This is a genomic window from Thalassobacillus pellis (genome assembly GCF_016908295.1).
GTDB classification, from domain to species: domain Bacteria; phylum Bacillota; class Bacilli; order Bacillales; family Halobacillaceae; genus Thalassobacillus; species Thalassobacillus pellis.
Genome location: NZ_JAFBDO010000011.1, coordinates 1 through 21217, shown reverse-complemented (window position 1 = coordinate 21217; position 21217 = coordinate 1). Strand labels below are relative to the sequence as shown.

General features: G+C 44.1%; 19 protein-coding genes and 2 tRNA genes. 2 read left to right on the top strand and 19 right to left on the bottom strand.

Features of this window, described 5'->3' with window-relative positions:
* Window positions 1-49 precede the first annotated feature (49 nt).
* Window positions 50-2494 (bottom strand): stage II sporulation protein E, encoded by a 2445-nt coding sequence (gene spoIIE / locus JOC33_RS20025; RefSeq protein ID WP_205094548.1) that lies wholly within the window; start codon window positions 2492-2494, stop codon window positions 50-52.
* 297 nt (window positions 2495-2791) lie between these two features.
* On the opposite strand from spoIIE, the gene JOC33_RS20020 reads away from it, so the two are divergent.
* Both JOC33_RS20020 and JOC33_RS20015 read left to right on the top strand, forming a co-directional pair.
* Window positions 2792-2868: transfer RNA gene (locus tag JOC33_RS20020), tRNA-Met, on the top strand.
* Window positions 2869-2905: 37 nt separating this feature from the next.
* Window positions 2906-2977: transfer RNA gene (locus tag JOC33_RS20015), tRNA-Glu, on the top strand.
* An 834-nt stretch (window positions 2978-3811) separates the two neighbouring features.
* Here JOC33_RS20015 and JOC33_RS20010 read toward each other — a convergent pair.
* From JOC33_RS20010 to JOC33_RS19925, 18 genes are all read right to left on the bottom strand, one after another.
* On the bottom strand, window positions 3812-4201 hold the full coding sequence (locus tag JOC33_RS20010) for a S1 domain-containing RNA-binding protein (protein ID WP_205094547.1): 390 nt from the start codon (window positions 4199-4201) through the stop codon (window positions 3812-3814).
* Window positions 4202-4274: 73 nt separating this feature from the next.
* The gene (locus tag JOC33_RS20005; RefSeq protein ID WP_205094545.1) at window positions 4275-4649 is read right to left on the bottom strand and encodes an FtsB family cell division protein; all 375 of its coding nucleotides are present in this window, start codon (window positions 4647-4649) and stop codon (window positions 4275-4277) included.
* A 13-nt stretch (window positions 4650-4662) separates the two neighbouring features.
* Window positions 4663-5253, bottom strand: coding sequence for a spore cortex biosynthesis protein YabQ (yabQ, locus tag JOC33_RS20000; protein WP_205094544.1), 591 nt, complete (start codon window positions 5251-5253; stop codon window positions 4663-4665).
* On the bottom strand, window positions 5250-5549 hold the full coding sequence (yabP, locus tag JOC33_RS19995; RefSeq protein ID WP_205094542.1) for a sporulation protein YabP: 300 nt from the start codon (window positions 5547-5549) through the stop codon (window positions 5250-5252). The genes yabQ and yabP overlap by 4 nt, the downstream gene beginning before the upstream one ends.
* Before the next feature lie 117 nt (window positions 5550-5666).
* Window positions 5667-5930 (bottom strand): RNA-binding S4 domain-containing protein, encoded by a 264-nt coding sequence (locus JOC33_RS19990; protein ID WP_205094540.1) that lies wholly within the window; start codon window positions 5928-5930, stop codon window positions 5667-5669.
* Between the two features lie 18 nt (window positions 5931-5948).
* A complete protein-coding gene (gene yabN, locus JOC33_RS19985; RefSeq protein WP_205094538.1) occupies window positions 5949-7400 on the bottom strand; it encodes a bifunctional methyltransferase/pyrophosphohydrolase YabN in 1452 nt (483 codons plus the stop codon).
* Window positions 7393-8988 (bottom strand): putative polysaccharide biosynthesis protein, encoded by a 1596-nt coding sequence (locus JOC33_RS19980; RefSeq protein ID WP_205094536.1) that lies wholly within the window; start codon window positions 8986-8988, stop codon window positions 7393-7395. The genes yabN and JOC33_RS19980 overlap by 8 nt, the downstream gene beginning before the upstream one ends.
* Before the next feature lie 144 nt (window positions 8989-9132).
* Complete coding sequence (gene spoVT, locus JOC33_RS19975) at window positions 9133-9669, bottom strand: stage V sporulation protein T (protein WP_205094535.1); 537 nt, start codon at window positions 9667-9669, stop codon at window positions 9133-9135.
* 489 nt (window positions 9670-10158) lie between these two features.
* The gene (gene mfd, locus JOC33_RS19970) at window positions 10159-13698 is read right to left on the bottom strand and encodes a transcription-repair coupling factor (RefSeq protein ID WP_205094533.1); all 3540 of its coding nucleotides are present in this window, start codon (window positions 13696-13698) and stop codon (window positions 10159-10161) included.
* 47 nt (window positions 13699-13745) lie between these two features.
* Window positions 13746-13976 (bottom strand): anti-sigma-F factor Fin, encoded by a 231-nt coding sequence (locus tag JOC33_RS19965; RefSeq protein ID WP_205094531.1) that lies wholly within the window; start codon window positions 13974-13976, stop codon window positions 13746-13748.
* A 108-nt stretch (window positions 13977-14084) separates the two neighbouring features.
* Window positions 14085-14645, bottom strand: a complete 561-nt coding sequence (pth, locus tag JOC33_RS19960; RefSeq protein WP_205094529.1) for an aminoacyl-tRNA hydrolase — start codon at window positions 14643-14645, stop codon at window positions 14085-14087.
* A 208-nt stretch (window positions 14646-14853) separates the two neighbouring features.
* The gene (locus tag JOC33_RS19955) at window positions 14854-15519 is read right to left on the bottom strand and encodes a 50S ribosomal protein L25/general stress protein Ctc (protein WP_205094528.1); all 666 of its coding nucleotides are present in this window, start codon (window positions 15517-15519) and stop codon (window positions 14854-14856) included.
* Window positions 15520-15654: 135 nt separating this feature from the next.
* Window positions 15655-16608, bottom strand: a complete 954-nt coding sequence (locus JOC33_RS19950) for a ribose-phosphate diphosphokinase (protein ID WP_205094526.1) — start codon at window positions 16606-16608, stop codon at window positions 15655-15657.
* A gap of 15 nt (window positions 16609-16623) precedes the next feature.
* Window positions 16624-18000 carry a bifunctional UDP-N-acetylglucosamine diphosphorylase/glucosamine-1-phosphate N-acetyltransferase GlmU gene (glmU, locus tag JOC33_RS19945; protein WP_205094524.1) on the bottom strand — a complete coding sequence of 459 codons (1377 nt, stop codon included), beginning with the start codon at window positions 17998-18000 and terminating at the stop codon, window positions 16624-16626.
* A 276-nt stretch (window positions 18001-18276) separates the two neighbouring features.
* Window positions 18277-18567 carry a septation regulator SpoVG gene (gene spoVG, locus JOC33_RS19940; RefSeq protein WP_028781775.1) on the bottom strand — a complete coding sequence of 97 codons (291 nt, stop codon included), beginning with the start codon at window positions 18565-18567 and terminating at the stop codon, window positions 18277-18279.
* Between the two features lie 205 nt (window positions 18568-18772).
* Complete coding sequence (purR, locus tag JOC33_RS19935) at window positions 18773-19594, bottom strand: pur operon repressor (RefSeq protein ID WP_205094522.1); 822 nt, start codon at window positions 19592-19594, stop codon at window positions 18773-18775.
* 65 nt (window positions 19595-19659) lie between these two features.
* Window positions 19660-20520 carry a 4-(cytidine 5'-diphospho)-2-C-methyl-D-erythritol kinase gene (ispE, locus tag JOC33_RS19930; RefSeq protein ID WP_205094520.1) on the bottom strand — a complete coding sequence of 287 codons (861 nt, stop codon included), beginning with the start codon at window positions 20518-20520 and terminating at the stop codon, window positions 19660-19662.
* A gap of 149 nt (window positions 20521-20669) precedes the next feature.
* On the bottom strand, window positions 20670-20849 hold the full coding sequence (locus JOC33_RS19925) for an alpha/beta-type small acid-soluble spore protein (RefSeq protein WP_205094518.1): 180 nt from the start codon (window positions 20847-20849) through the stop codon (window positions 20670-20672).
* Between the last annotated feature and the right edge of the window lie 368 nt (window positions 20850-21217).

Here is a 21217-nt window from a genome sequence, read left to right as displayed (position 1 = left end):
TCTTCGCCGAAGATCAGGAGGAATATACCTGTATCATAAAGACTTATATTCATGCTTGTTTCTTATGATATGGGATGGAACTCCATTTAGGAATATTGTGGTCGATTCTTGCTACAAGCACCGTCATATCGTCCTGGATGGAACCACGTGTCCGTATGACCTCCTCGAGGATCAAGTCCGCAACAGCTTGGGGTTCGTTCGTTTCCATTTCCCTGATTTTCCGTTTCAGCCATGCCTCTATATTCTCGACATGCTTTGGCCCTTCTAAAATTCCATCACTCATCATGATCAGCAAATCCCCTGCCTGGAGATGCTCGTTAACGATCTCAACATCGACATCCTGGATGATTCCTATCGGTAGATTACTGGATTCTATTTTAAGCATTTGAGCGCCCCGTTTAATATAGCTCGGTGTACTGCCGATCTTGATAAATTTAGCAGCAGCATCCTGCAGGTCGATGACAGCAAGGTCCAAGGTGGAAAAAATCTCGTCTGTCGTACGTAATGCCAGAATGGAATTAATCGATTTGATAGCCACCTGTTCAGGGATGCCTGACTGAAGGATCTGTTGAAGGAGCCGCAGCGTTTCCATGCTTTCTTCATGGGCACGCAGACCATTTCCCATGCCATCACTGATCGCCAGGGCATATTTCCCTGCACCCAGCTCAATCATGGAATAGCTGTCACCAGAAATAAACCCACCGTCCTTTGCTGCATGGGCGACACCCGGTTCGATCGTAAACCGTTTTGCTGACTGGAAAGAAAGTTCACAATAACCGTTTGGAAACGGAGCAATGTCCTCCTTCGTTACTACTACGGTCTCCTGCAATATATCAGAAAGGAGCGGCGCAATAAGCTTTGGGCCTTCTCCGTGATAATTTTTCACATAAAAGGACAAATCAATATCAATGTTGCCTGAATCAAGCGTATATATATCAAGGGTTTCTATTTCCAATCCCAGCTGGTTGAGGGCATAGGTGATTTCCTGTTCCTGGTTTTCATGGTTCTCCCTTTCCTTTGCGATTTCTTTGGCAAAATCACCCATTACTTCAGAAACGCCGCGCAGTTGATCAGCAACAAATCGCCTGCTTTCCATGACCTGCTTTTTCAGTTGCTGATTGGCATGATAAAAGGAAAGTTCATATTTCATCGTGTCAATCATTTTCTGTGGTTTCACGCAATATTGCTCCAAATTTTTACGTACCGCTCTGCTTGGCTCGTCCTGCGTATCAAGGTCTGTCATCAAATCTGTAAGTACCCCATAGGTTTCATCAAATTGCCTTGCCCAGCATCGTTCCTTTTTAAAACAGGATTGGCACGTTTTTTCGGTAACATGACTTAAAAAATAATCCTTCTCTCGCTGTTCTTCATCCCCCTCATCTGTGTTATCCATAAAATTAAAGCTTTTGGAAAGTGCCTGGAAAACATCAGAAAACTTCTCCACCCTGACAGCGGTAACATCCCTGACCTTCTGGAGGTATTGCTCTTGTTCTTGGGAATGCTCCTGAGTTCCAGGTATAAAACGGGAAAGTTTCCGGATATACCCTTCCGGAGTCAGCATAAATAAACCGATTGCCAGCACCGTTTCAATCAAGGAGGGCGACAGTCCGGATATACCTCCCCCATATACACCGATCAATAGGGTTCCTACAACCAAACCGAGGCTGACACCGATTTTCCTCCCCTCTTTTAATAAGCCCCCCAGTAAACCAGAAAAGGCGAGCAGACTCATCTGATATAAATTAGCGACATTTGCAAGACTCATGATAAGCCCGGTAACGACCCCGACTGTTGAACCGATAGCCGCCCCGCCTATATAAGCAAGGAACAGAACAAGATACCTGGAAAAGATCTGTTCTAAGGAAATATCTTGAATTTGCCAGCCGATCGTACCTGTCAAAACGGAGGCAAGCAGAATGATCATACAGACAATCTCTTCATTCTTTAAAGATGCTTTATACCTTTTTGGTGATAACAGAGGCACACTCTGCATAAATATCAGTACAAGCATCGCACTCAACACTCCCTCGGCTGTCATCAGAAGCGCTTCATATGGCTGCCAGGCATCCATAAATGTCAAAGCGATAGCACGTGGAATGACGCAGGCCAATAAAGCCATCAGCGGCAGTATTTTTTGATGCTCATTCCACGTATGTACAATGAAAGCGAGTAACAAGAAAGTCAACATAGATACAAAAACAAAGCCTGTCTGCATCCATCCGTAAGTCGATGCCCCTATGACCGCAAACAAGATCACCGCAGGCACACGATCCCGCCTCAGCCACCACACAGAAGCTATCAACGCGATGACAAAGGGAGAAATCGAAGAAAGAATAACCGCTCTGCCTAACAACAAAGCGATGATCATCAGCAGCCAGCCTTTGTCAATCAACAGAAATCTGGCTTTCCCCTCTACTTTACGCTTCAATTTGCTCCACTTACCTTTTTCCAATCTGAGTGCTTGTGCTCCTTTTCTCGTTACGGTCCCTAACATCTTCACCACTCCTTCTTGTCGCTCTATTAAACCACATCTCTATCATTTAATTTGTCAAAACAAGAGGAGAGCAGTGACAAAAAGTTCGACTCATAGAAGTACCCTTCTACAAAATCAGCATCATCCGCTGCCAATTAAAGGACAGCGTTATGGAATAAAACCCGCATTTTTCCTGGGTTTTATCCTATTTCTTCCAACTTCAAAAATTGACAGACTTATTTTGAAATTGTAATTTCTGTTGACACTCTATCTATCATGTTGTAATATATTGCTTGTGCCTTTGGAAATAGAGTTGATGGCGGTGTAGCTCAGCTGGCGAGAGCGTACGGTTCATACCCGTGAGGTCGGGGGTTCGATCCCCTCCGCCGCTACCATTTATTATTAAAAGTTCATACATAGATGTATGACTCAGGCCCGTTGGTCAAGTGGTTAAGACACCGCCCTTTCACGGCGGTAACACGGGTTCGAATCCCGTACGGGTCATCCAACCATATTCTTGTCCTGGCTGCCCCTTTCATCAATGATGGAAGGGGCAGTTTTTATATTTGCAAAGTCCATATGTAATCCCTTTTCTGAGGCCAGTGAAAAAGTCCTTTATAATCTAAAGGAGCTATTGAAGCTTGTTGTTGGTTCTCACGAATCACTTGCCGGCGGATGCTTGCCGCGGGCACGGCCTCAGCTAACTTGGTCAAGAAAATCGCTTGCCCAAGTGGATCTTCGGCTCGCGCTGTTCCCGCTGGCGTCACCGCCTCTCGCTCATCGTTGAATCAACATGATATAACCCTATGTGGTTATAAACTTTAATAGAAAATCACTCTTTTTTGTACATGAATTTACTATATACAGTTGAGAGATTCGATGTTAGACCACCAATTAAATCAACCAATAGTTTATGTCAGTATGAAGGGTTGGTTAATGTCAAAGGGATTATTAAACTCATGAAGGAATAGAGAGATTAGAATCACTCAAAGCTATAGGGAAAACGGTATACATGAACATAAAACTCCATGCAAACCGTTTTATTAAAATATATATTCTAAACCTTCAGTTCTTAAATACCCTCGCTATCCTGCAAGCTTTTTCACCCTTGGGAGCGCAGAATGGATTAGCTGAATATATACGTCATGTAAAGATGTTTATTAGGCCTTTTAGACCTCGAAAGTGTTGGAACTGGATGCAGCCCTCTGCATTAAGGTATGACCCACCACCATCCATTCTTACCCTTTCCTAAACAGTAAAAAAACGGGCCCACCTATTAACACAGGTGGACCCGTTTCTTTTTTTGAAACGTTTATTTATATTTACATAGACAGCAAGTCAGCCTTTTTTAGCACCTCGACCTCCACGTTTTGATTCCGTATGCTTCTTCAAAGAAGCGAGACGCTCATCACTATCTTTAAGAAAGCGATTCATCTTCTGTTCAAATGACTCACTCGGTTTGCGGTTCTGTGGTTTGTTACGGCGTCCGTAGTTTTCTTTCGCTTTCTTAATGGAAAGACCGATTTTACCATCTTTCCCGACATTAATTACTTTTACTTCCACTTGATCGCCTTCGCTCAAGTGATCATTAATGTCTTTGACATAGTTGTCGGCAACCTCACTAATATGGACTAATCCTGTCTGCCCATCCGGAAGTTCCACAAATGCTCCAAAATTAGTGATTCCAGTTACCTTGCCCTGCAGCTTGCTGCCTACTTCGATTGACATAAAAAAAATGCTCCTCCTTAAAAATTCGATAAATATCCTTCTTTACTATTATATATAAGCAATGAAAAGTGTGTCAATAAGATGGATCTTCCTCAGGGAGTTTAAAGATGATTTCGCCTTCTTTAGAGAAAAAGTAATTAGTCCTTGCAATTTGCAGAACGTATTCTTCATTGTTCAACAGTTCGATCTCTTCCTTGAGGTTTTTTTCCTTATTTTCAAGAGCGATTTTCTGTTCCTGCAGGTCTTGCAGCTGATTAAGCTTTTCCTCATACAATGCCCGTTGCTGGAAGTGGTATGTAATCATGGAACCTGCGATCACCAATGTAAGCAAGGCAAAAAGTGCCAGGCGTCGAAATAGTCGCTTTTTCTTCCTTTGTTGTCTTTCTACATGAGCATCGTATTGCTGCATATAAGTTGATTCTAAACGAGCTACCCGTTTTTTAGCCATCGCTTTTACCCCCTTATCTTCTCAATAATTTCCACCAACTTATTATTCTATTCTTTATTTTACAGCAAAATCCTGCTGCTGTGTGTAAGTATTTTTTCATGTTTTCCGGAATGAGTTTCCAGATGAGGAGGAACACAAGCCTGAGCGGCCACCAAATGACACGGACTATAAGCAGCATACCCGCGAGTAATATACCTGAAACCCATTTCAATAAACCAAAAGTCACTTTCCAGATCCACTGAAAAGGGGTGACAATGAACATCTGGAAACAACGGGAAAAGAACTTGATCAGCCCTTTGACCATTCGGATCCACCATTCGAGCACTCTTACATAAACATGCTGGAAAAGTCCTTTGTACCCTGCATAACCGCACAAGACAGCAAGAAAGATATACAGTCGCAACTCTCCGTAATTGACCTGATATAACAAAAAAAACAGCATAAACACTTGTAAAAGCCAAAAGCTGATGACAATGGCATAGTTCATCAGCGTTCGTTTGCGGTACCATTTTTCAAATCGTTTCAGCGTGTCAATTGCTGCCCCAAGATAGATTCCCCCAGCGATCATGCTGATAATTGCGAGGAATTGGGTTGTCAGCGTCATTTGAATAGCTTGCTAAAGATTCCTTTAGCTTTCTCCGCATGGTTTTCATCCAGATAGCTCAGCTCATATACTTTCCCCTTAATCGCGACCAGCCCCTGTTCAACATCAAGGTTTTTCATCTGGAGATTTTCACCGCGGATCACCAGGTAGCCCATGTTGGTCTGCAAAAGAAACTCTTCATTATCGAAACTGTCGACTTCTTTCACCCCGGTGATTTCTAAATTACGTCTATTATTCATTCTCACGTGATGTTCAGCTTGTCCACGCAAGTTCGCATCCTTCTCATAGTACTCCATAATTAATCCCCCTTCCCTTAGTACAACCTATGCACCAGGAAGATGGATTAGAACTTTCTTTACGGAGGACCAGAACTGTATGTTGGTTCAAAAAAACCATTCCTGAATGTGGAATGGTTAAGACTGTTGGACAGCTTCTTCTTTTACGATTTTATACAATGTAGCGGCTTCGTCTTTTTTGACATTTTCACGCAATGACTGCACTTCCAGTGTCAAAACCTTTTGGCCAAACTGGATGACCAGTACATCACCCACTTTGATGTTGGTGGCCGCTTTTGCCTGGTTTCCATTGACTGTAATCCGGCCTTGATCTGCTACATCCTTCGCCAGAGTCCTTCGTTTGATCAACCGGGAAATCTTAAGAAACTTATCTAAACGCATATAGAATAATCCCCTTTGTCAGTTATATTTCGCTTCGTTCCACCATTGCTCCATTGTTTCCAGGGAAAGCTTACCCATGTCCTCTCCAGCTTCACCAGCTTTTTCTTCCATAAACCGGAATCGTTTACGGAACTTTTCATTTGTACCCTGCAAAGCGGTCTCGGAATTGATTTTATAATGGCGTGCCAGATTGACCATTGCAAACAGAAGATCACCGAACTCCTTCTCCATCTCGCTATTGTCGTTGTTAAGTCTTGCCTCGTTAAACTCTTCCCATTCCTCCTCCACTTTATTCCAGACGGGTTCAGCTTCCGGCCAGTCAAAGCCGACTTTGGCTGCCTTTTTCTGAATGTCTTCCGCCTGCAAAAGTGCAGGAAAACTTGCAGGGACATCATCGAGGAGAGAGGATGGCTTGTTCTGCTTTTCCTGTTGCTTGATTGCATCCCAATTAGTAAGGACTTCTTCGGTCGTTTCAGCGGTTACGTCACTGAATACATGAGGGTGACGACGGATCATTTTTTCCGTTATGGATACTATTACGTCATCAATGGTAAAAAATCCTTCATCCTCTCCGATTTGACTGTGGAGCATCACTTGCAGCAGCACATCGCCAAGCTCTTCCACCATTCCTTCCTCATCAAGTTCATTCACAGCGTCTATGAATTCATATGCTTCTTCAATTAGATACTTGCGTAAAGATTCATGAGTCTGTTTTTTATCCCAAGGACATCCATCAGGTCCACGCAATGTCCGGATAACTTCACGCAGACGGAAAAATTTGTGATTTAACGAAGCAGGACTCACTGGAGGTACATATACGCTCGTGAGATTATCAAGCTGAACCGACCTGTCGAGTTCCTCTAAAGCGACCGTCCATGTTTGCTCCCCCTTACTCCCCGCTGCTGTAACGATTGTTACCGGGTGATCCGGAGGCAAATCATCTAGTAAGGTCAGTTTGACTTCGGAGGCTATCATCGCATCATATACTTGTGAAAAAACGATATGTCCGGTGTATTGGAGCTGTTCCCTATCAAACGAGGTAGCATCGATGAACTGAAAACCTTCAATCGGGTCAATTCTAAGGGATGCAAACATATCATCCAAATAACTGTGCCCACCGGAAATTGTAACCTCAACTATCCCTTGACTTTCTTTTTCAAGCAACAGCTGTACAGTACGTTCAGCAAGCATCGGGTGCCCGGGCACGGCATACACGATGTCATGACTCTTGGCTGATTCGACAAGAGACTTTACAATGTGCTGATAGACGGAGTCAAACTGATTATATTTTTCATAAATTTCATCGAAACTTTGAAATTGAATTCCTTCTTCCTGCAATTGATTGAGGACAGGATGCTCAGACGTCCTGACATGCAGGTGACCTGAGCTGCTTTGGAGCTTTTTGTATATTCCTAATGGAAGCTGGTCGATATCGCCAGCTCCTAGCCCGATAATGTCAATCTTACCCATTCCGTTTCCCCCTTATAAGCCTGTGATGGATCCATTCTCCATGTGGCAGCTGCTTAACTTCCCGTTCATGTAGTCCCCCATTTATCACCAATATAACAAAAAAAATGCTTGCACCTGCCAAGGTAACTGCCAGTGTGAATACTAAAATACTGATCCGGGAAGCCAGATTCAGAAAAAGTGATTCCACTGTTATGGCTGCAATCAATATCCCGACCATTCCCGCAAGCGACATCGCCAATTTAGCATAAGGCAGCGTATGCCAGATCTTCTTTGGTATTCGCTTGTGCATCCGCCTGACGTTAAGAGCTAACATTACACCTGCGCCTAACACGGAAGCAGAGGCTGCTCCAGTAAGACCGAAGATTGGGACGAGTAAATAATTCATTCCCCATTTCACTGATACCCCAGCCAATACTGCACCAGCTGTAAAATAAATCATATCCAGCCCTTGCAGAATGGAAGAGGTCGTAATAGCTAATGAACCGAGCAAAATGACAGCCATCAAGACCCTTAACGCTTCTGTCCCGCTTGCATCCTGAAATAACAGGATATTGACATAAGGAAACAACACGATTAATCCTACTGTCGCTCCAGATGCAATATACAGGCTTGCCTTTAATGCAGATTGAAGATGACTTTGGAATGTGTCTGGATGCTCTTCCATACGTTTGGCAGTAATAGTCGGAATCAAGGCCAGGGCAAGTGAGGAACCAAGAACTGTTCCCAGCTGGATCAATGGCTGACCTCTGTCGAACACGCCCTTCATCACTCGTGCAATGTCTGTTTCAACCCCGAAGTTTTCCAACGCAGGAACAAGTGTCAATGCGTCTACCATCTGGATCAGCAGCAAAAACATATAATTCAGACAGATAAATACGCCGTATAAAAAAATTGTCTTTATATAATAAAAAAAAGACACCTGCCGTTGATCTACGCGCTGCCACGGCTTTTTTTTCAGGAACACAGCCGTCAGGAATACTCCTGCCGTCAAAGTGCCGGCGATCGACCCAAAGGCTGCCCCAATGCCTATACCATAAATTCCAGTATGATCGATCAGATAAATAGCCGAAAGGAGGATAATAGCCACCCGAAGCAGCTGTTCTGCCATTTGCGAGAGGGCTGTAGGCTTCATGTCACCCTCTCCCTGAAACACCCCGCGCAGAAGTGATGTTACGGGAATGACCAAAAAAACATAGGCAGCCGCCTTCAATGGGCTGTTCAGCTTTTTATCACCCATCAAGGCGGCTATCTCGTCGGCCTGTGTATATAAGGCGAAAAACATCCCCACACAAAAGAAAAGCAACACGCCAATGACCGGACCATAAAACGCTTTAATGGACAAACTCCGTCCTTCTTCCCTGTAATCAGCCACAAGCTTTGAAACGGCAACTGGAAACCCGTACAAGGATAAAACCATAGCCACCCCAAGGAAAGGGTATATCTGCTGATAAATATAAAAGCCCAGATCCCCTGCGATGTTCTGCAGTGGAATCCGGTATCCTGCACTTAATATTTTGCTTATCAAGCCTGCCATCGTCAGGATGAAAGCACCCTTAAAAAATTGTTTCATGTTTTGGTTGTCGTTCATATAAGGACGCCTTTCCCAAATTCTTAACATCCATTATAGCACAGGAAGAAAGCTAGTATCATACAGAAAAGTCCATATTAAAAGCCGTATGATGACATACACCATACAGCTTCCCCAACTATTATGGAATAAAAACGCGGAATCCTACTCCATTTGACGGGCAAGGAAACTTGCAGCAGTCTCTACTGATTTTGCTTCCACTTCCCCAAGCGCAGGACCTTCTTTCGAGTAAATGACGACACAGCCAATAGGATCCCCTTGTGCGATAATCGGTGCAATTACATACGATGCAATCGACTCTTCGCGACCCTGGACGAGTTCAACCTGTCCAGCATTTTTTTCCGTATACACGGTACGATTATCAAGCGTCTGTTCAATTTTCTGCCCGATGCTTTTGTTCAAGTACTCTTTCTTGGATCCGCCAGCTACAGCAATAAATTCATCGCGGTCGCAAATCAATATCGGCTGGCCTAATGAATCAAATAACGCGTCCGCGTATTCCTTTGCGAAATCCCCAAGTTCACTGATAGGTGAATATTTCTTCAAAATGACTTCACCTTCACGGTCTACAAAGATCTCCAGTGGGTCACCTTCGCGGATCCGCAGGGTTCTGCGGATTTCCTTAGGAATGACCACTCTCCCCAAATCATCAATACGTCGTACTATTCCTGTTGCTTTCATAACTGAGAAGCCTCACTTTCCTTGATGATTGACCTTAGATATCTTACTGAAAAAGGTACTACATTTTACAATTGATGCCTTTAGTATGAATCAACAGGAAAAACCTATGCATGCACACTTACCAATTCTTCCAATAAAAAAAGAATTTTTAACCTTTTCATGGTAAAAAAAGGAGAAACTCTTTGGAGGTTACTGTTAAATTTCTTTCTTATCTAGAGGGGCTGTTTGTTGATTCTCACGTACCGCTTGCAGGCGGATGCCCGCTGACCAGAATATGATCGGCCAGCATGGAAATATGCTCGTTCGCTGCCAGAATGCTCTCCCCCGGCGGTAAGTATGCTTTCAAGAACGTTTTTCCCTTCATTAAAACACAAAAACGGTCTCTCTGGAAAAAAATCCATAAAGACCGTTTTTCAAAATTATCCCTTTTCTAAACCTTCCATTTTTCAGTTGCCTTATATCTGATCAGGGATTTCTGCTTTAAAGCCGTTAAGCAGTAGATGCTTCACGCTGCATGTCCGGCAGACGCTGCATGAACTCATCCACCACTTGATAACGACGGATATAATTACTCTTATCCCATTGGAAAGTAACCTTCAGCTTCTGATCTTCCGTGCCCAATTGGACAATTCTTCCATAGCTGTTGGCATACTCAAATAACTTTGCGCCATCAATCTGCTGGCTTGTCTCGGCTTCCATCAGCAGTTCTATTTTCTTTTTCTTTTCAGAAATCGATTCAATTCTGGCACGCTTGGCGTTCAGTTTCATAGATGAAACAAGGAACAGATTCTCCACTTCATCCGGATAATCGCCAAAACGGTCAATCACCTCGTCACGGAGATCATGGATATCCTCCACACTGTCAATGGCTTGGAATTGTTTATAAATATCTATTTTCTGCTTTTCGTCCAATATATAGGTATCAGGCAAATAAGCATCGATCTGCAAATCAAGTTCTACCTGGAACGGCTGGATATCTTCTGGTTCTTTACCCTGCTTCCGTGCTTCGATAGCATCCTTAAGCATCTGGGAATACATGTCGAAACCAACCGAATCAATGAATCCATGCTGCTGGGCACCAAGCAGGTTACCTGCCCCCCGGATAGATAAATCGCGCATCGCAATCTTGAAGCCTGACCCAAGTTCTGTAAATTCCTTGATCGCCTGAAGACGCTTCTCTGCTACCTCTGTCAGCACTTTATCACGCTGATAAGTAAAATAAGCATAGGCGACACGGTTAGAACGACCGACACGGCCCCGGAGCTGGTATAGCTGGCTGAGGCCCATCTTATCAGCGTCATAGACAATCAGCGTATTGACATTCGGAATATCAACACCTGTTTCAATGATTGTTGTACTGACCAATACGTCGAACTCGCCTTCCAGGAAGGAAAACATCACGTTCTCCAGTGTTGTTTCATTCATTTGGCCATGAGCAGCAGTGACTCTTGCCTCTGGGACCAATGCAGCTATTTCCTCTGCCATCCGTTCAATGTTTTCTACACGATTAAATAAGAAAAAAACCTGTCCGCCCCTTGCCATTTCCCGTTCAATCGCTTCGCGCATAAACACAGGATTATACTCAAGAACATATGTCTGTATCGGAAAACGGTTTTCGGGTGGTGTTTCGATGACAGATAAATCCCTTACCCCGAGCATCGACATGTGCAGCGTCCGAGGTATCGGTGTAGCTGTAAGCGTGAGGACATCGACATTCGTCTTCATTTGCTTGATTTTTTCCTTGTGTTTTACCCCAAAGCGCTGTTCTTCGTCCACGATCAATAAGCCAAGATCCTGGAATTTTGAATCCTTCGATAGAATCCGGTGCGTTCCAATGACGACATCCACTTGGCCCTTTTTCATCTGGTCAATAGTTTCTTTCTGCTGCTTCTTTGTACGGAACCTGCTTAACAGTCCGATATTGATAGGAAAGTCCTGGAACCGCTCCTGAATCGTTTCATAGTGCTGTTGAGCAAGAATGGTCGTCGGCACAAGGATAGCCACCTGTTTGCCCTCGGCAACGGCCTTGAAGGCAGCCCGGATCGCCACTTCCGTTTTTCCATATCCGACATCCCCACAAAGCAGTCGATCCATTGGCCGGATTTTTTCCATATCAACCTTGATTTCCTCGATACATTGCAGCTGGTCTTCTGTTTCCTGATAAGGGAAAGAAGCTTCGAATTCGCGCTGCAGCTCGCTATCTTCCTGGAAGGCATGACCTTTGGATGCTTCCCTTTCGGCATAGAGTTTGATCAGGTCATCTGCAATGTCCTCTACAGAAGACTGGACCTTCCGTTTCACTTTGCCCCATTCACTGCCGCCAAGCTTATAGACTTTCGGCTCTTTCCCTTCAGAGCCTACATATTTCTGGATCAGATCGATCTGTTCAATCGGGACATATAATTTATCATTGCCAGAGTATTTGACGAGCAGGAAATCACGATGAAGGCCATTCATTGTCAATGTTTCCACACCAAGGTATTTTCCGATCCCGTGGTTAGCGTGGACAACATAATCTCCGACCTTCAATTCCTGGTAATTTTTAATCCGCTCTGCATTGGAAATTTTCTGTCTGCGTTTCGGCTTGCTTGATTTCTTTTTGAACAGCTCATTTTCAGTCAAAACTGCAAGCTTGTGCATCGGCAGCTCAAACCCACTGCTGATGTTTCCGATCATGATCGTCGGCTTTGACACGGGCAGCTCAGGTTCATGCTTCGAAATAACAGCCTCCATGTCATAATCATCAAGGACAGATTGTACTTTTTCTGCTCGTGTTTCACTCGGCACCATGATTATGACGGAAAAATGCTGCTTATCCCAACGGTCCATTTCATTTTTTAATAAATTCATCTGTCCATGAAACTGCTGCATTTGCCTGCAGGAAACGTTCACGACATTTTCTGGATGGGTATTAGGAATATGCCTTAGAAAAACAGATAAATAAAGGCGAGGCTGCTTAATGCTGCTCCAAACGTCTTGCCAATCATAAGAAATCGACAGGTCACGGACGATTTGATTCGCTTCCAGGAGGCTTTGATACCATTCTGCTTCTTCCTGATCAAGACGATTGGCAGTTTCCTGTATCCTGCTCATTTCATCAATGACTAGTAACCCATTTTCCGGCAAGTAATCTAGCAATCCTTCTGGCTGGTCATAATAGAGTCCAATATATTTATACATTTCCTGAAATCGTTCACGCTGCTCCAGGCGTTCAAGGTCATGTTCCGTCACATCATTCAGGGTTTGCTTGGCTTCGGCCTTGTTCAAATGTTTCAGGGAATGACTCAAGGCCTCTCCTAGACGATGAGAGGCTCGGGTAAAATCTTCTTCTGTTATTAGTAATTCTGTTGCAGGAGTAATAGCAGCTTCGTCCACTTTGTCAAGTGAACGCTGGTTTTCAGAATCGAACGTCCGGATAGAATCTACTTCTGTATCAAACAATTCTATACGATATGGAAACTCAGCAGTAAGAGGATAGATATCCATAATTCCTCCGCGGATACTGAATTCCCCAGGTGAAGCCACCATACTTGAGCGTTCATATCCCATTTCCACCAGTTTTTCAAGATATGCTTCTACATTTATATCCTCCCCAACTTTGAAATGGAGACGATAGTTTTCCCAATAGGATTTAGGAGGAAGCAGTCGTTTCAAGGCAGCTACAGGTGCCACTAAAATTCCGGATCCCTGCTCAAACCATTTGCTTAAGGCATCAATCCGCTGGCTTTTGAGCTCTGGACTTGCAATGGCTATTTCTGAGGCGATCAGTTCATTTACAGGGTAGAGGTGGACCTTGTCCCCCTCATCCGTTATTTCCTGGATATCCTCGTACAATTGCTGGGCCTGAACAAGCTGATGCGTAACAAGCAAAACAGGCCGATCCAGCGATTGATTGATAATGGATACGAGCGTACTTCTGGCAGCTCCCGATAAACCGGCAACCATCTGTTCCTGCATTCCCGAGGAAAAACCTGAAATCAATGATTGAATATCATCCTGGGCATGCAAATATTTTTTTATCCCTTGCATAAACGATTCCTCCGCAATCATCATTCTTAGAGCATAATTCCCTGGGCTTATTGAATAAACGAGTCCAGTTCATGATATTGGGGGTTTTGGTCAAGCGCCTCCTCGCAATCATCACAAATCGTCTGAATGCGAAGGTCACCGTTTTGCTGGAGTTCGACCATTTCCTGACGTTCCTCAGCATTTAAGTCACTTAGACCCAGCCTTGTTTCGTCAGCAGCCGACTGCTCCAATTTCCCCACTGTACTTTTACAATGACGGCACACATAGATGATGGACATCGCACAACCTCCTATAGAAAGCAATTGTGCTTAGTTTCTCCGTCCAGTCACCTATTTATACGATTCTTAAAGCTTATGAGCATGCACGTCTTTCCATACCATTTCCATTTACTGGTTGAATTCATTCATAACCTGGTCAAACGGCTGATCCAGCCATGCTTCACAGGCTTTAGCAGCTTTTTGGATACTGTCCTGTGCAGCATCCTTTTGGTCTTTATCAAACTTTCCAAGAACATAATCAACAACCGACATCGGTACAGAGGGTCTGCCAACTCCGACGCGAAGACGCTTAAACGTCTTATCATCCAGCTGGTCGATGATATTCCTGATTCCGTTATGGCCGCCATGGCCGCCTTTTTGGCGAAGACGGATTTTCCCTGTCGGAAGATCAAGATCATCGTAGACCACAAGTATATCTTCAGGACCGAACCCGTAATAGTCGGCGAACGCCTGGACAGCGACACCTGATAAATTCATATAGGTCTGCGGTTTGAGGAGGAGTACTTTTTCCCCGTTGATATGTTCCAATGCATACTGACTTTTGAATTTTTCCTGCTTCAGTTCCCAGGAGTTGTTATCCGCAAACTGATCTATGACCATAAAACCGACATTATGCCGGGTCTGTGCGTATTTTTTCCCGGGATTTCCTAATCCGACAATGCATTTCATATTTTCAACTTCCTTTGTTACTAGTTATTATAACATTTGATTATAATAGTCATTTCAATGTCTTTAAAAATATTGGCTTGTCGCCAAATCCTGATGGCGAAAGCCTTAGTTTTCACTTATTCTTTAACCCTTTAACAAATTTAAACTTTCTTATAAGTATAAAAAAGGACGTAACGCAATGTCACGCCCCTTTTTTATGAAATTGATATTATTCTTTATCTTCGCCTTGTTCCGTTTCTTCATTTCCACCTTCATTGTTATCTTCCGCACCGACAAGTTCAGGTTCTGCACCTTCATCTTCTGTTTCCGGCTCTTCCGGCATTTCTTCCGGTGGTGTGACAGAAACAATGGTCTGGTTTTCATCATCGAGGATTTCATAGTCTTTGCCTTGCTTCAAGTCACTGACCATGATGCTGTCTCCGACCTCAAGCTCAGAAACATCAACTTTGATCTCCTCTGGAATATTCCCTGGTTTAGCGCGGACCTGCAGATGATAAAGCGGCTGCTGAAGTACGCCGCCTTCTTTGGAACCGACCGACTCCCCGTCCAGATGGACTGGTACTTCGACGTCCATTTCCTGTTCCATATCCACGATATAGAAGTCGGCATGGATTAATTCATCCTTTAGCGGATCGATTTGATATTCATGAAGCATGACGTCAACTGTTTTATCTCCCTCAACGTTTAGGGAAATAATGGCGTTACGTCCTTCGTCACGTACTGTTTTTAATAACTCAATGCTGTTGACACTAACGGTGACAGGTTCTTTATCTTTTCCATATACGACTGCAGGAACGTTCCCCTCTTGCCGTAGTTCTCTGCTGGTAGAACTTTTCAAGTCTTTTCTTTGATTCGCTTTTAATTTAATTGCCAAGTTAATCACCCTCCATAGAAATAAAAACCATCTATTCAATCATGTTTCCCTTTCGATGTTGGACGTAAACCTGTTTTTTAAAATGCAGCTGAAAATCCTGTTTCCTTCATTGACGACGTTGGAGTCAGTTAATAATTAATCAAAAAGAATACTGATGGATTTGAACTCGTGCACACGGATGATCGCTTCACTGATCAACGGCGCGACAGACAATTCCGTAACCTTATCAATTTTCTTATCTTCGCTGAGAGGAATCGTGTTGGTTACCACTAATTCCTTGATTTTGGAGTTTTCGATGCGTTCAATCGCAGGTCCAGAAAGGACTGGATGAGTACAACACGCATACACTTCTCTTGCACCGTTTTCCACAAGCGCATTAGCTGCAAGGGTAATCGTACCAGCGGTATCAATGATATCATCAATCAAAATAGCCGTTTTTCCTTCAATGTTACCGACAATATTCATCACTTCGGAGACGTTTGGTCGCGGGCGGCGTTTATCAATGATGGCAATAGGAGCCTTCAAGTGATCTGCCATTTTCCGTGCACGCGTCACTCCTCCGTGGTCCGGGGATACGATGACGATGTCGTCAAAGTTCTTCTCCTCAAAATAATCAGATAGAATCGGTACTCCGACAAGGTGGTCGATTGGGATATCGAAAAAGCCCTGGATTTGCGGAGCATGCAGGTCAAGCATCAGCACGCGCGTGGCCCCGGCAGTCTGCAACAGGTTAGCTACAAGTTTCGATGTAATCGGTTCACGGGAGCGGGCTTTACGGTCCTGGCGTGCATATCCATAGTATGGCATGACGATATTGATCGTACGAGCAGAAGCACGTTTCAGGGCATCAATCATAATCAATAATTCCATGATATGCTGGTTAACCGGCGCGCAGGTTGATTGCACGACATAGACGTCACATCCGCGAATGCTTTCTTCGATGTTAATTTGTATCTCTCCATCACTGAAAGTCGAAACGGAACATTTCCCTAATTCCGTCCCTATATTTTCGGCAATTTCTTTTGCCAGGGAAGGATTGGAATTCAAACTAAAAACCTTCAAAGATGGATCCTTGTAACCAGTTGCCATTATCATAACCCTCCATTAGTCATTTTTAGATTTCAATTTAGAGGCATAGCCTTCTTTATTTTCCTGACGAGCACGTGCGATGGAAAGTGCCTCCGATGGCACATCCTTGTTGATCGTTGATCCTGCAGCTACATAGGCTCCTTTTCCAACAGTCACAGGTGCGATCAAGTTGGAGTTGCAGCCGATGAATGCATCATCTTCTATCGTGGTCAAGTGCTTGTTCGTCCCATCGTAATTCACGGTAATTGTACCACATCCGATGTTGACACCGCTTCCGACTTCAGAATCTCCAATATAGCTTAAATGGGAAACCTTGCTTCCTTGTCCAAACGCTGCTTTCTTCACTTCAACAAAATTACCTAGCTTCACATCGTCATCAAGGTCGGAATCTGGGCGAATGTGGGCAAACGGGCCAACTTGGACACGCTTGCCGATTTTACTATTTGTAGCAACACTTTGTTTGATGACCGTTTCCGCACCAACCTGGCAGTCTTTGATAGTTGTATGCGGACCGATAACAGCATCACTGGCGATCGTCGTTTCGCCATCGATTACACAGCCTGGGTGAATAACGACATCTTGTCCAATAGAGACATCTGGCCCTATATAAGTATTGTCGACATCAATTAATGTTACCCCGTTACGCATATGCTGCTCATTGATACGGCGTTTCATCGTCTTTTCTGCCTGCGCTAAGGCGACACGGTCATTGACACCGAGCGTTTCTGAAAAGTCCGATGTCTGGTATGCACTTACTTTATCTGCATTATTCTTTAGAATTTCAATAACATCCGGAAGATAATATTCTCCCTGTACATTATCATTGGAAACATTATTCAGTGCTTCAAAAAGCGCTTTGTTGTCAAAGCAGTATGTGCCTGTGTTGATTTCCTGTATAGCCTTTTCCTTATCATCGGCATCTTTATGCTCAACAATTCGTTCTACTTCTCCACTCGCACCACGAACGACGCGGCCATAGCCAGTCGGGTCCTGCGCATGTGCTGTAAGCACCGATGCTTTTGCCCCTTCATGATCATGGTGGTCGAGAAGAGCTTGTAAAGTCTCACCTGTCAATAATGGCGTATCACCACAAACAACTACGGTTGTGCCTTCTTTATCGGCCAGTATTTCTTCCGCCTGCTGTACAGCATGACCAGTGCCAAGCTGCTCTTCCTGAACAACATAATGACTATCGTCACCTATTTGATCCTGAACTTTTTCCGCGCCGAAACCGACTACAGTGATCAATTCATTTAACTCCAGCTTATTCAGCTGGTCTACCACATGTTGTACCATCGGTTTGCCGCATACGGGATGCAATACTTTGTATAATTTGGACTTCATCCGCGTACCTTGGCCAGCCGCAAGTACGACGGCATATCTATTCGACATGAAAGTAACCCTCCATCCTATTTATCCATAAAAATCATATCTCAAAATGGGGGTTATTTCAACAAAAGGCTTGTTATTCTATAGGGAATCCAACTATTGGAATAAAACACAAATAAACCCGATAAACACCGAGCCCGACTTCTGAATATGTAATATTTTCGATATTAGAAAAACTCTCCTTTAATCGTCCGCCGTAAATGTTAGTTTTTCATATCCAATAAAAAATAAAGAAGCCTAACCTCTATGAAGTTAGACCCCCTGTTGTATTCACTTTATTTATGAAGCTCCGGCTTCTTCATATTCCACTTCGGCTTCTCCAGCACGGTGGTATTCTTCAAGCACTGCGTCTTGAATTTTTCCTCGAGTATTCGAGTTGATCGGGTGTGCTATGTCGCGGAATTCACCATCTGGTGTACGCTTGCTTGGCATCGCTACAAACAGACCATTGTTGCCATCGATGACGCGGATATCATGAACTACAAATTCCTGGTCCAATGTAATAGAAGCAATTGCCCGCATTCTCCCTTCCGTATTGACACGGCGCAGCCTTACGTCTGTTACTTCCATGAAATTCACCACCTTTTTGTCATAAGAACTTATTACACATAATTCCACAAAACGGTATAAATTCCTTCTTTATTTCAAAAAAAATTTCCAGAATAAACAAAATACAAAAAAATTATTATTTCACTATGTAAAAAAGTGGAAGCTCAGATACGCTTAGCATCAGGGCTTCCACTTGGTTGATAAATAATCAGGTTTAAAAAATTTATTATTTAAGTTTTTCCAATAAGTTACCCGGAGTAACACGAATACTGCCACTGCGATCATCAGCATTCATGATTTGGACAAGCGATAGAAATTCATCGACCACACGATCCTCTTCTTCATCTTCCGCTTCCGCCAGCACACCAATTCCGGCCGCTTCGGCGTTGAATTCAGCAAGCAGGTTCTTCATTCCGTTGATCGTCCCCCCTGCTTTCATGAAGTCATCGATGATCAACACCCGTGAACCTTCTGTCAGGCTCCGTTTCGTCAATACCATGGTCTGAATCTTTTTCGTTGAACCAGAGACATAGTTGATGCTTACTGTCGAACCTTCTGTTACTTTCGGGTCCCTTCGAGCAATGACGACAGGGACGTTGAGATACTGCGCTACAGCATAGGCTAAGGGAATTCCTTTGGTCGCCACCGTCATGACCACATCGACATTTCGCTCTGCAAATGCAGAAGCAAAAATCCGGCCGATATTCCGTACGGTTTCCGGTTCACCAAGTAAATCGCTCATAAACAGGTATCCCCCAGGAAGCAAGCGCGCTGGATCCTCTAACCGTTCACAAAGTTGATTGACAAACTTTTCACTGTAACCCTTTGAAAACTGCGGGATATATTTGACGCCTCCTGCAGCCCCTGAAACTGTCTGCAGATATCCTACCCCCTGCTTTTGGAACATCTGATTAATGATGCCCAGATCTTCACTTATCGATGATTTGGCAGCTTCATATGTGCTGGAGAAGAATGGCAGGGAGACAAGCTCTCTCGGATGATCCAACAGATGGTTGGTCATTGCCACAAGACGTTCACTTCTTTTCATACGTACACCTCAGAATCCGAATGTTATTACCTTATACTATCAGATTCATACGTGTTTTATCAAGTTTAGGAGCGATTCCCTAACAAACGGATAATATAAACTTCCTCACAAAAGCCTTTCAGACTGTTATAGATCCTATGAGCTCTTGTTTCCTGATGAGCAAGGGCAAAAACAGTCGGACCACTGCCGCTCATCAATACTGCATCTCCCCCAGCATGCTTCATCTGTTCTTTGATCTGTTTTACTTCTGGATACAAATCAAGCGTTACCGATTCCAAGACATTTCCCACATTTGCGCAAACCTGTTGGAAATCCTCTTGTTCAAGAGCTGCAATCATCGCTTTTGTATCAGGATGCTTTATCTGGTCACCACGGTACCTTTTATAAACGACTGCAGTGGAAACGCCAATTCTCGGCTTGGCGAGTACTACCCAGCACGATGGTGGCGATGGAAGTATTTTTATATGCTCTCCACGACCGGTCGCAAGAGCTGTACCGCCATACACACAAAAGGAGACATCCGAACCGATGTTAGACCCAAGCACTGCCAGCTCATCCAGCCCGACCCCTAAGTTCCATAACCGGTTCACCCCACGCAGCACGGCAGCTGCATCACTGCTTCCACCTGCAAGGCCCGCTGCTACAGGGATGTTTTTTTCGATAAAGATCTTCACACCCTTTTTCACGTTGTATGTATCCTTGACCAGCTTAGCTGCCCGAAACGCTAAATTCCGCTCGTCGTTCGGCACAAAACGGCTTTCCGATTCGATAATGATTTTATCGGAATTCAACAGTGTCAATGTAATACGGTCGGCCAGATCAACCGTCGTCATTACCATTTCCACTTCATGAAAACCATCATCCCGTTTATGAAGGACATCGAGGGAAAGGTTGATTTTCGCTGGGGCTTTTTCTAACACCTGCATCGATTCCACCTACTTCTAATCGTAATTCCTGTATGAAATTGTACCACAATTCTCGATAAAATGGGCAAACGCATTCGGCTGCAAACAATAGGAAAGGTTATTGTTAAATGGCCATCCGAATGCTTTATTTATGAAAAAAGGGGCAGCCATCAGGACTGCTCCCTTTTCATCTGTTCCTCAGCCATCTGAATGGCGCGTTTCACTATATTACCGGCATCCCGTGTTGTGATGCCGCCCCAGCCTTCTGATTTAATCGTGTCGTATAACCCAAGTTCTTTCGCAATTTCTTCTTTCAGTTGATCGGACATGATCCCTCTTCGTCTGCTCATGATGTGCAGCTCCTTTCGAATTCCCTTAGCTACGACACGCTTAGCATGCGGAGAAGCTGCTTTTTTCATCCAGTCACTTTTATCTAACCTATGTAAAACTTCCCTGCCCAACAAAAGTGGAAGCGCCTGTTCACTCCCGACAAGCTTAAGCCAAGCCTCGTCGTGGCGGTCTTTGCCACAGAGAGGATCGGCTTAAGACCTCGAGGGAGTAGGCGCTGTAGCTGTATGAAGCTCGATACAGAAGATTATCCACGATCTTTACATTTCCCAGGCAAATCGAGTAGGAGGAGGTGACTAACCCCCGTCCTCTCACACCACCATACGTACGGTTCCGTATACGGCGGTTTCTCTAAGACTGACGTAAGAAT

Bases quoted from the DNA above. Each gene is read 5' to 3' on its own strand.
- JOC33_RS19990 (WP_205094540.1), bottom strand. From the start codon at position 5,930: ATGCGTTTAGATAAGTTTCTTAAGATTTCCCGGTTGATCAAACGAAGG.
- JOC33_RS19950 (WP_205094526.1), bottom strand. From the start codon at position 16,608: ATGGCAACTGGTTACAAGGATCCATCTTTGAAGGTTTTTAGTTTGAAT.
- ispE (WP_205094520.1), bottom strand. From the start codon at position 20,520: ATGCAGGTGTTAGAAAAAGCCCCAGCGAAAATCAACCTTTCCCTCGAT.
- yabP (WP_205094542.1), bottom strand. From the start codon at position 5,549: ATGGAGTACTATGAGAAGGATGCGAACTTGCGTGGACAAGCTGAACAT.
- JOC33_RS19925 (WP_205094518.1), bottom strand. From the start codon at position 20,849: ATGAGCAGACGAAGAGGGATCATGTCCGATCAACTGAAAGAAGAAATT.
- JOC33_RS20010 (WP_205094547.1), bottom strand. From the start codon at position 4,201: ATGTCAATCGAAGTAGGCAGCAAGCTGCAGGGCAAGGTAACTGGAATC.
- JOC33_RS19965 (WP_205094531.1), bottom strand. From the start codon at position 13,976: ATGTCCATCATCTATGTGTGCCGTCATTGTAAAAGTACAGTGGGGAAA.
- JOC33_RS20005 (WP_205094545.1), bottom strand. From the start codon at position 4,649: ATGGCTAAAAAACGGGTAGCTCGTTTAGAATCAACTTATATGCAGCAA.
- spoVT (WP_205094535.1), bottom strand. From the start codon at position 9,669: ATGAAAGCAACAGGAATAGTACGACGTATTGATGATTTGGGGAGAGTG.
- glmU (WP_205094524.1), bottom strand. From the start codon at position 18,000: ATGTCGAATAGATATGCCGTCGTACTTGCGGCTGGCCAAGGTACGCGG.
- JOC33_RS19980 (WP_205094536.1), bottom strand. From the start codon at position 8,988: ATGAACGACAACCAAAACATGAAACAATTTTTTAAGGGTGCTTTCATC.
- spoVG (WP_028781775.1), bottom strand. From the start codon at position 18,567: ATGGAAGTAACAGACGTAAGGCTGCGCCGTGTCAATACGGAAGGGAGA.
- yabN (WP_205094538.1), bottom strand. From the start codon at position 7,400: ATGGGTAAGATTGACATTATCGGGCTAGGAGCTGGCGATATCGACCAG.
- pth (WP_205094529.1), bottom strand. From the start codon at position 14,645: ATGAAATGCATTGTCGGATTAGGAAATCCCGGGAAAAAATACGCACAG.
- mfd (WP_205094533.1), bottom strand. From the start codon at position 13,698: ATGCAAGGGATAAAAAAATATTTGCATGCCCAGGATGATATTCAATCA.
- yabQ (WP_205094544.1), bottom strand. From the start codon at position 5,253: ATGACGCTGACAACCCAATTCCTCGCAATTATCAGCATGATCGCTGGG.
- purR (WP_205094522.1), bottom strand. From the start codon at position 19,594: ATGAAAAGAAGTGAACGTCTTGTGGCAATGACCAACCATCTGTTGGAT.
- spoIIE (WP_205094548.1), bottom strand. From the start codon at position 2,494: ATGTTAGGGACCGTAACGAGAAAAGGAGCACAAGCACTCAGATTGGAA.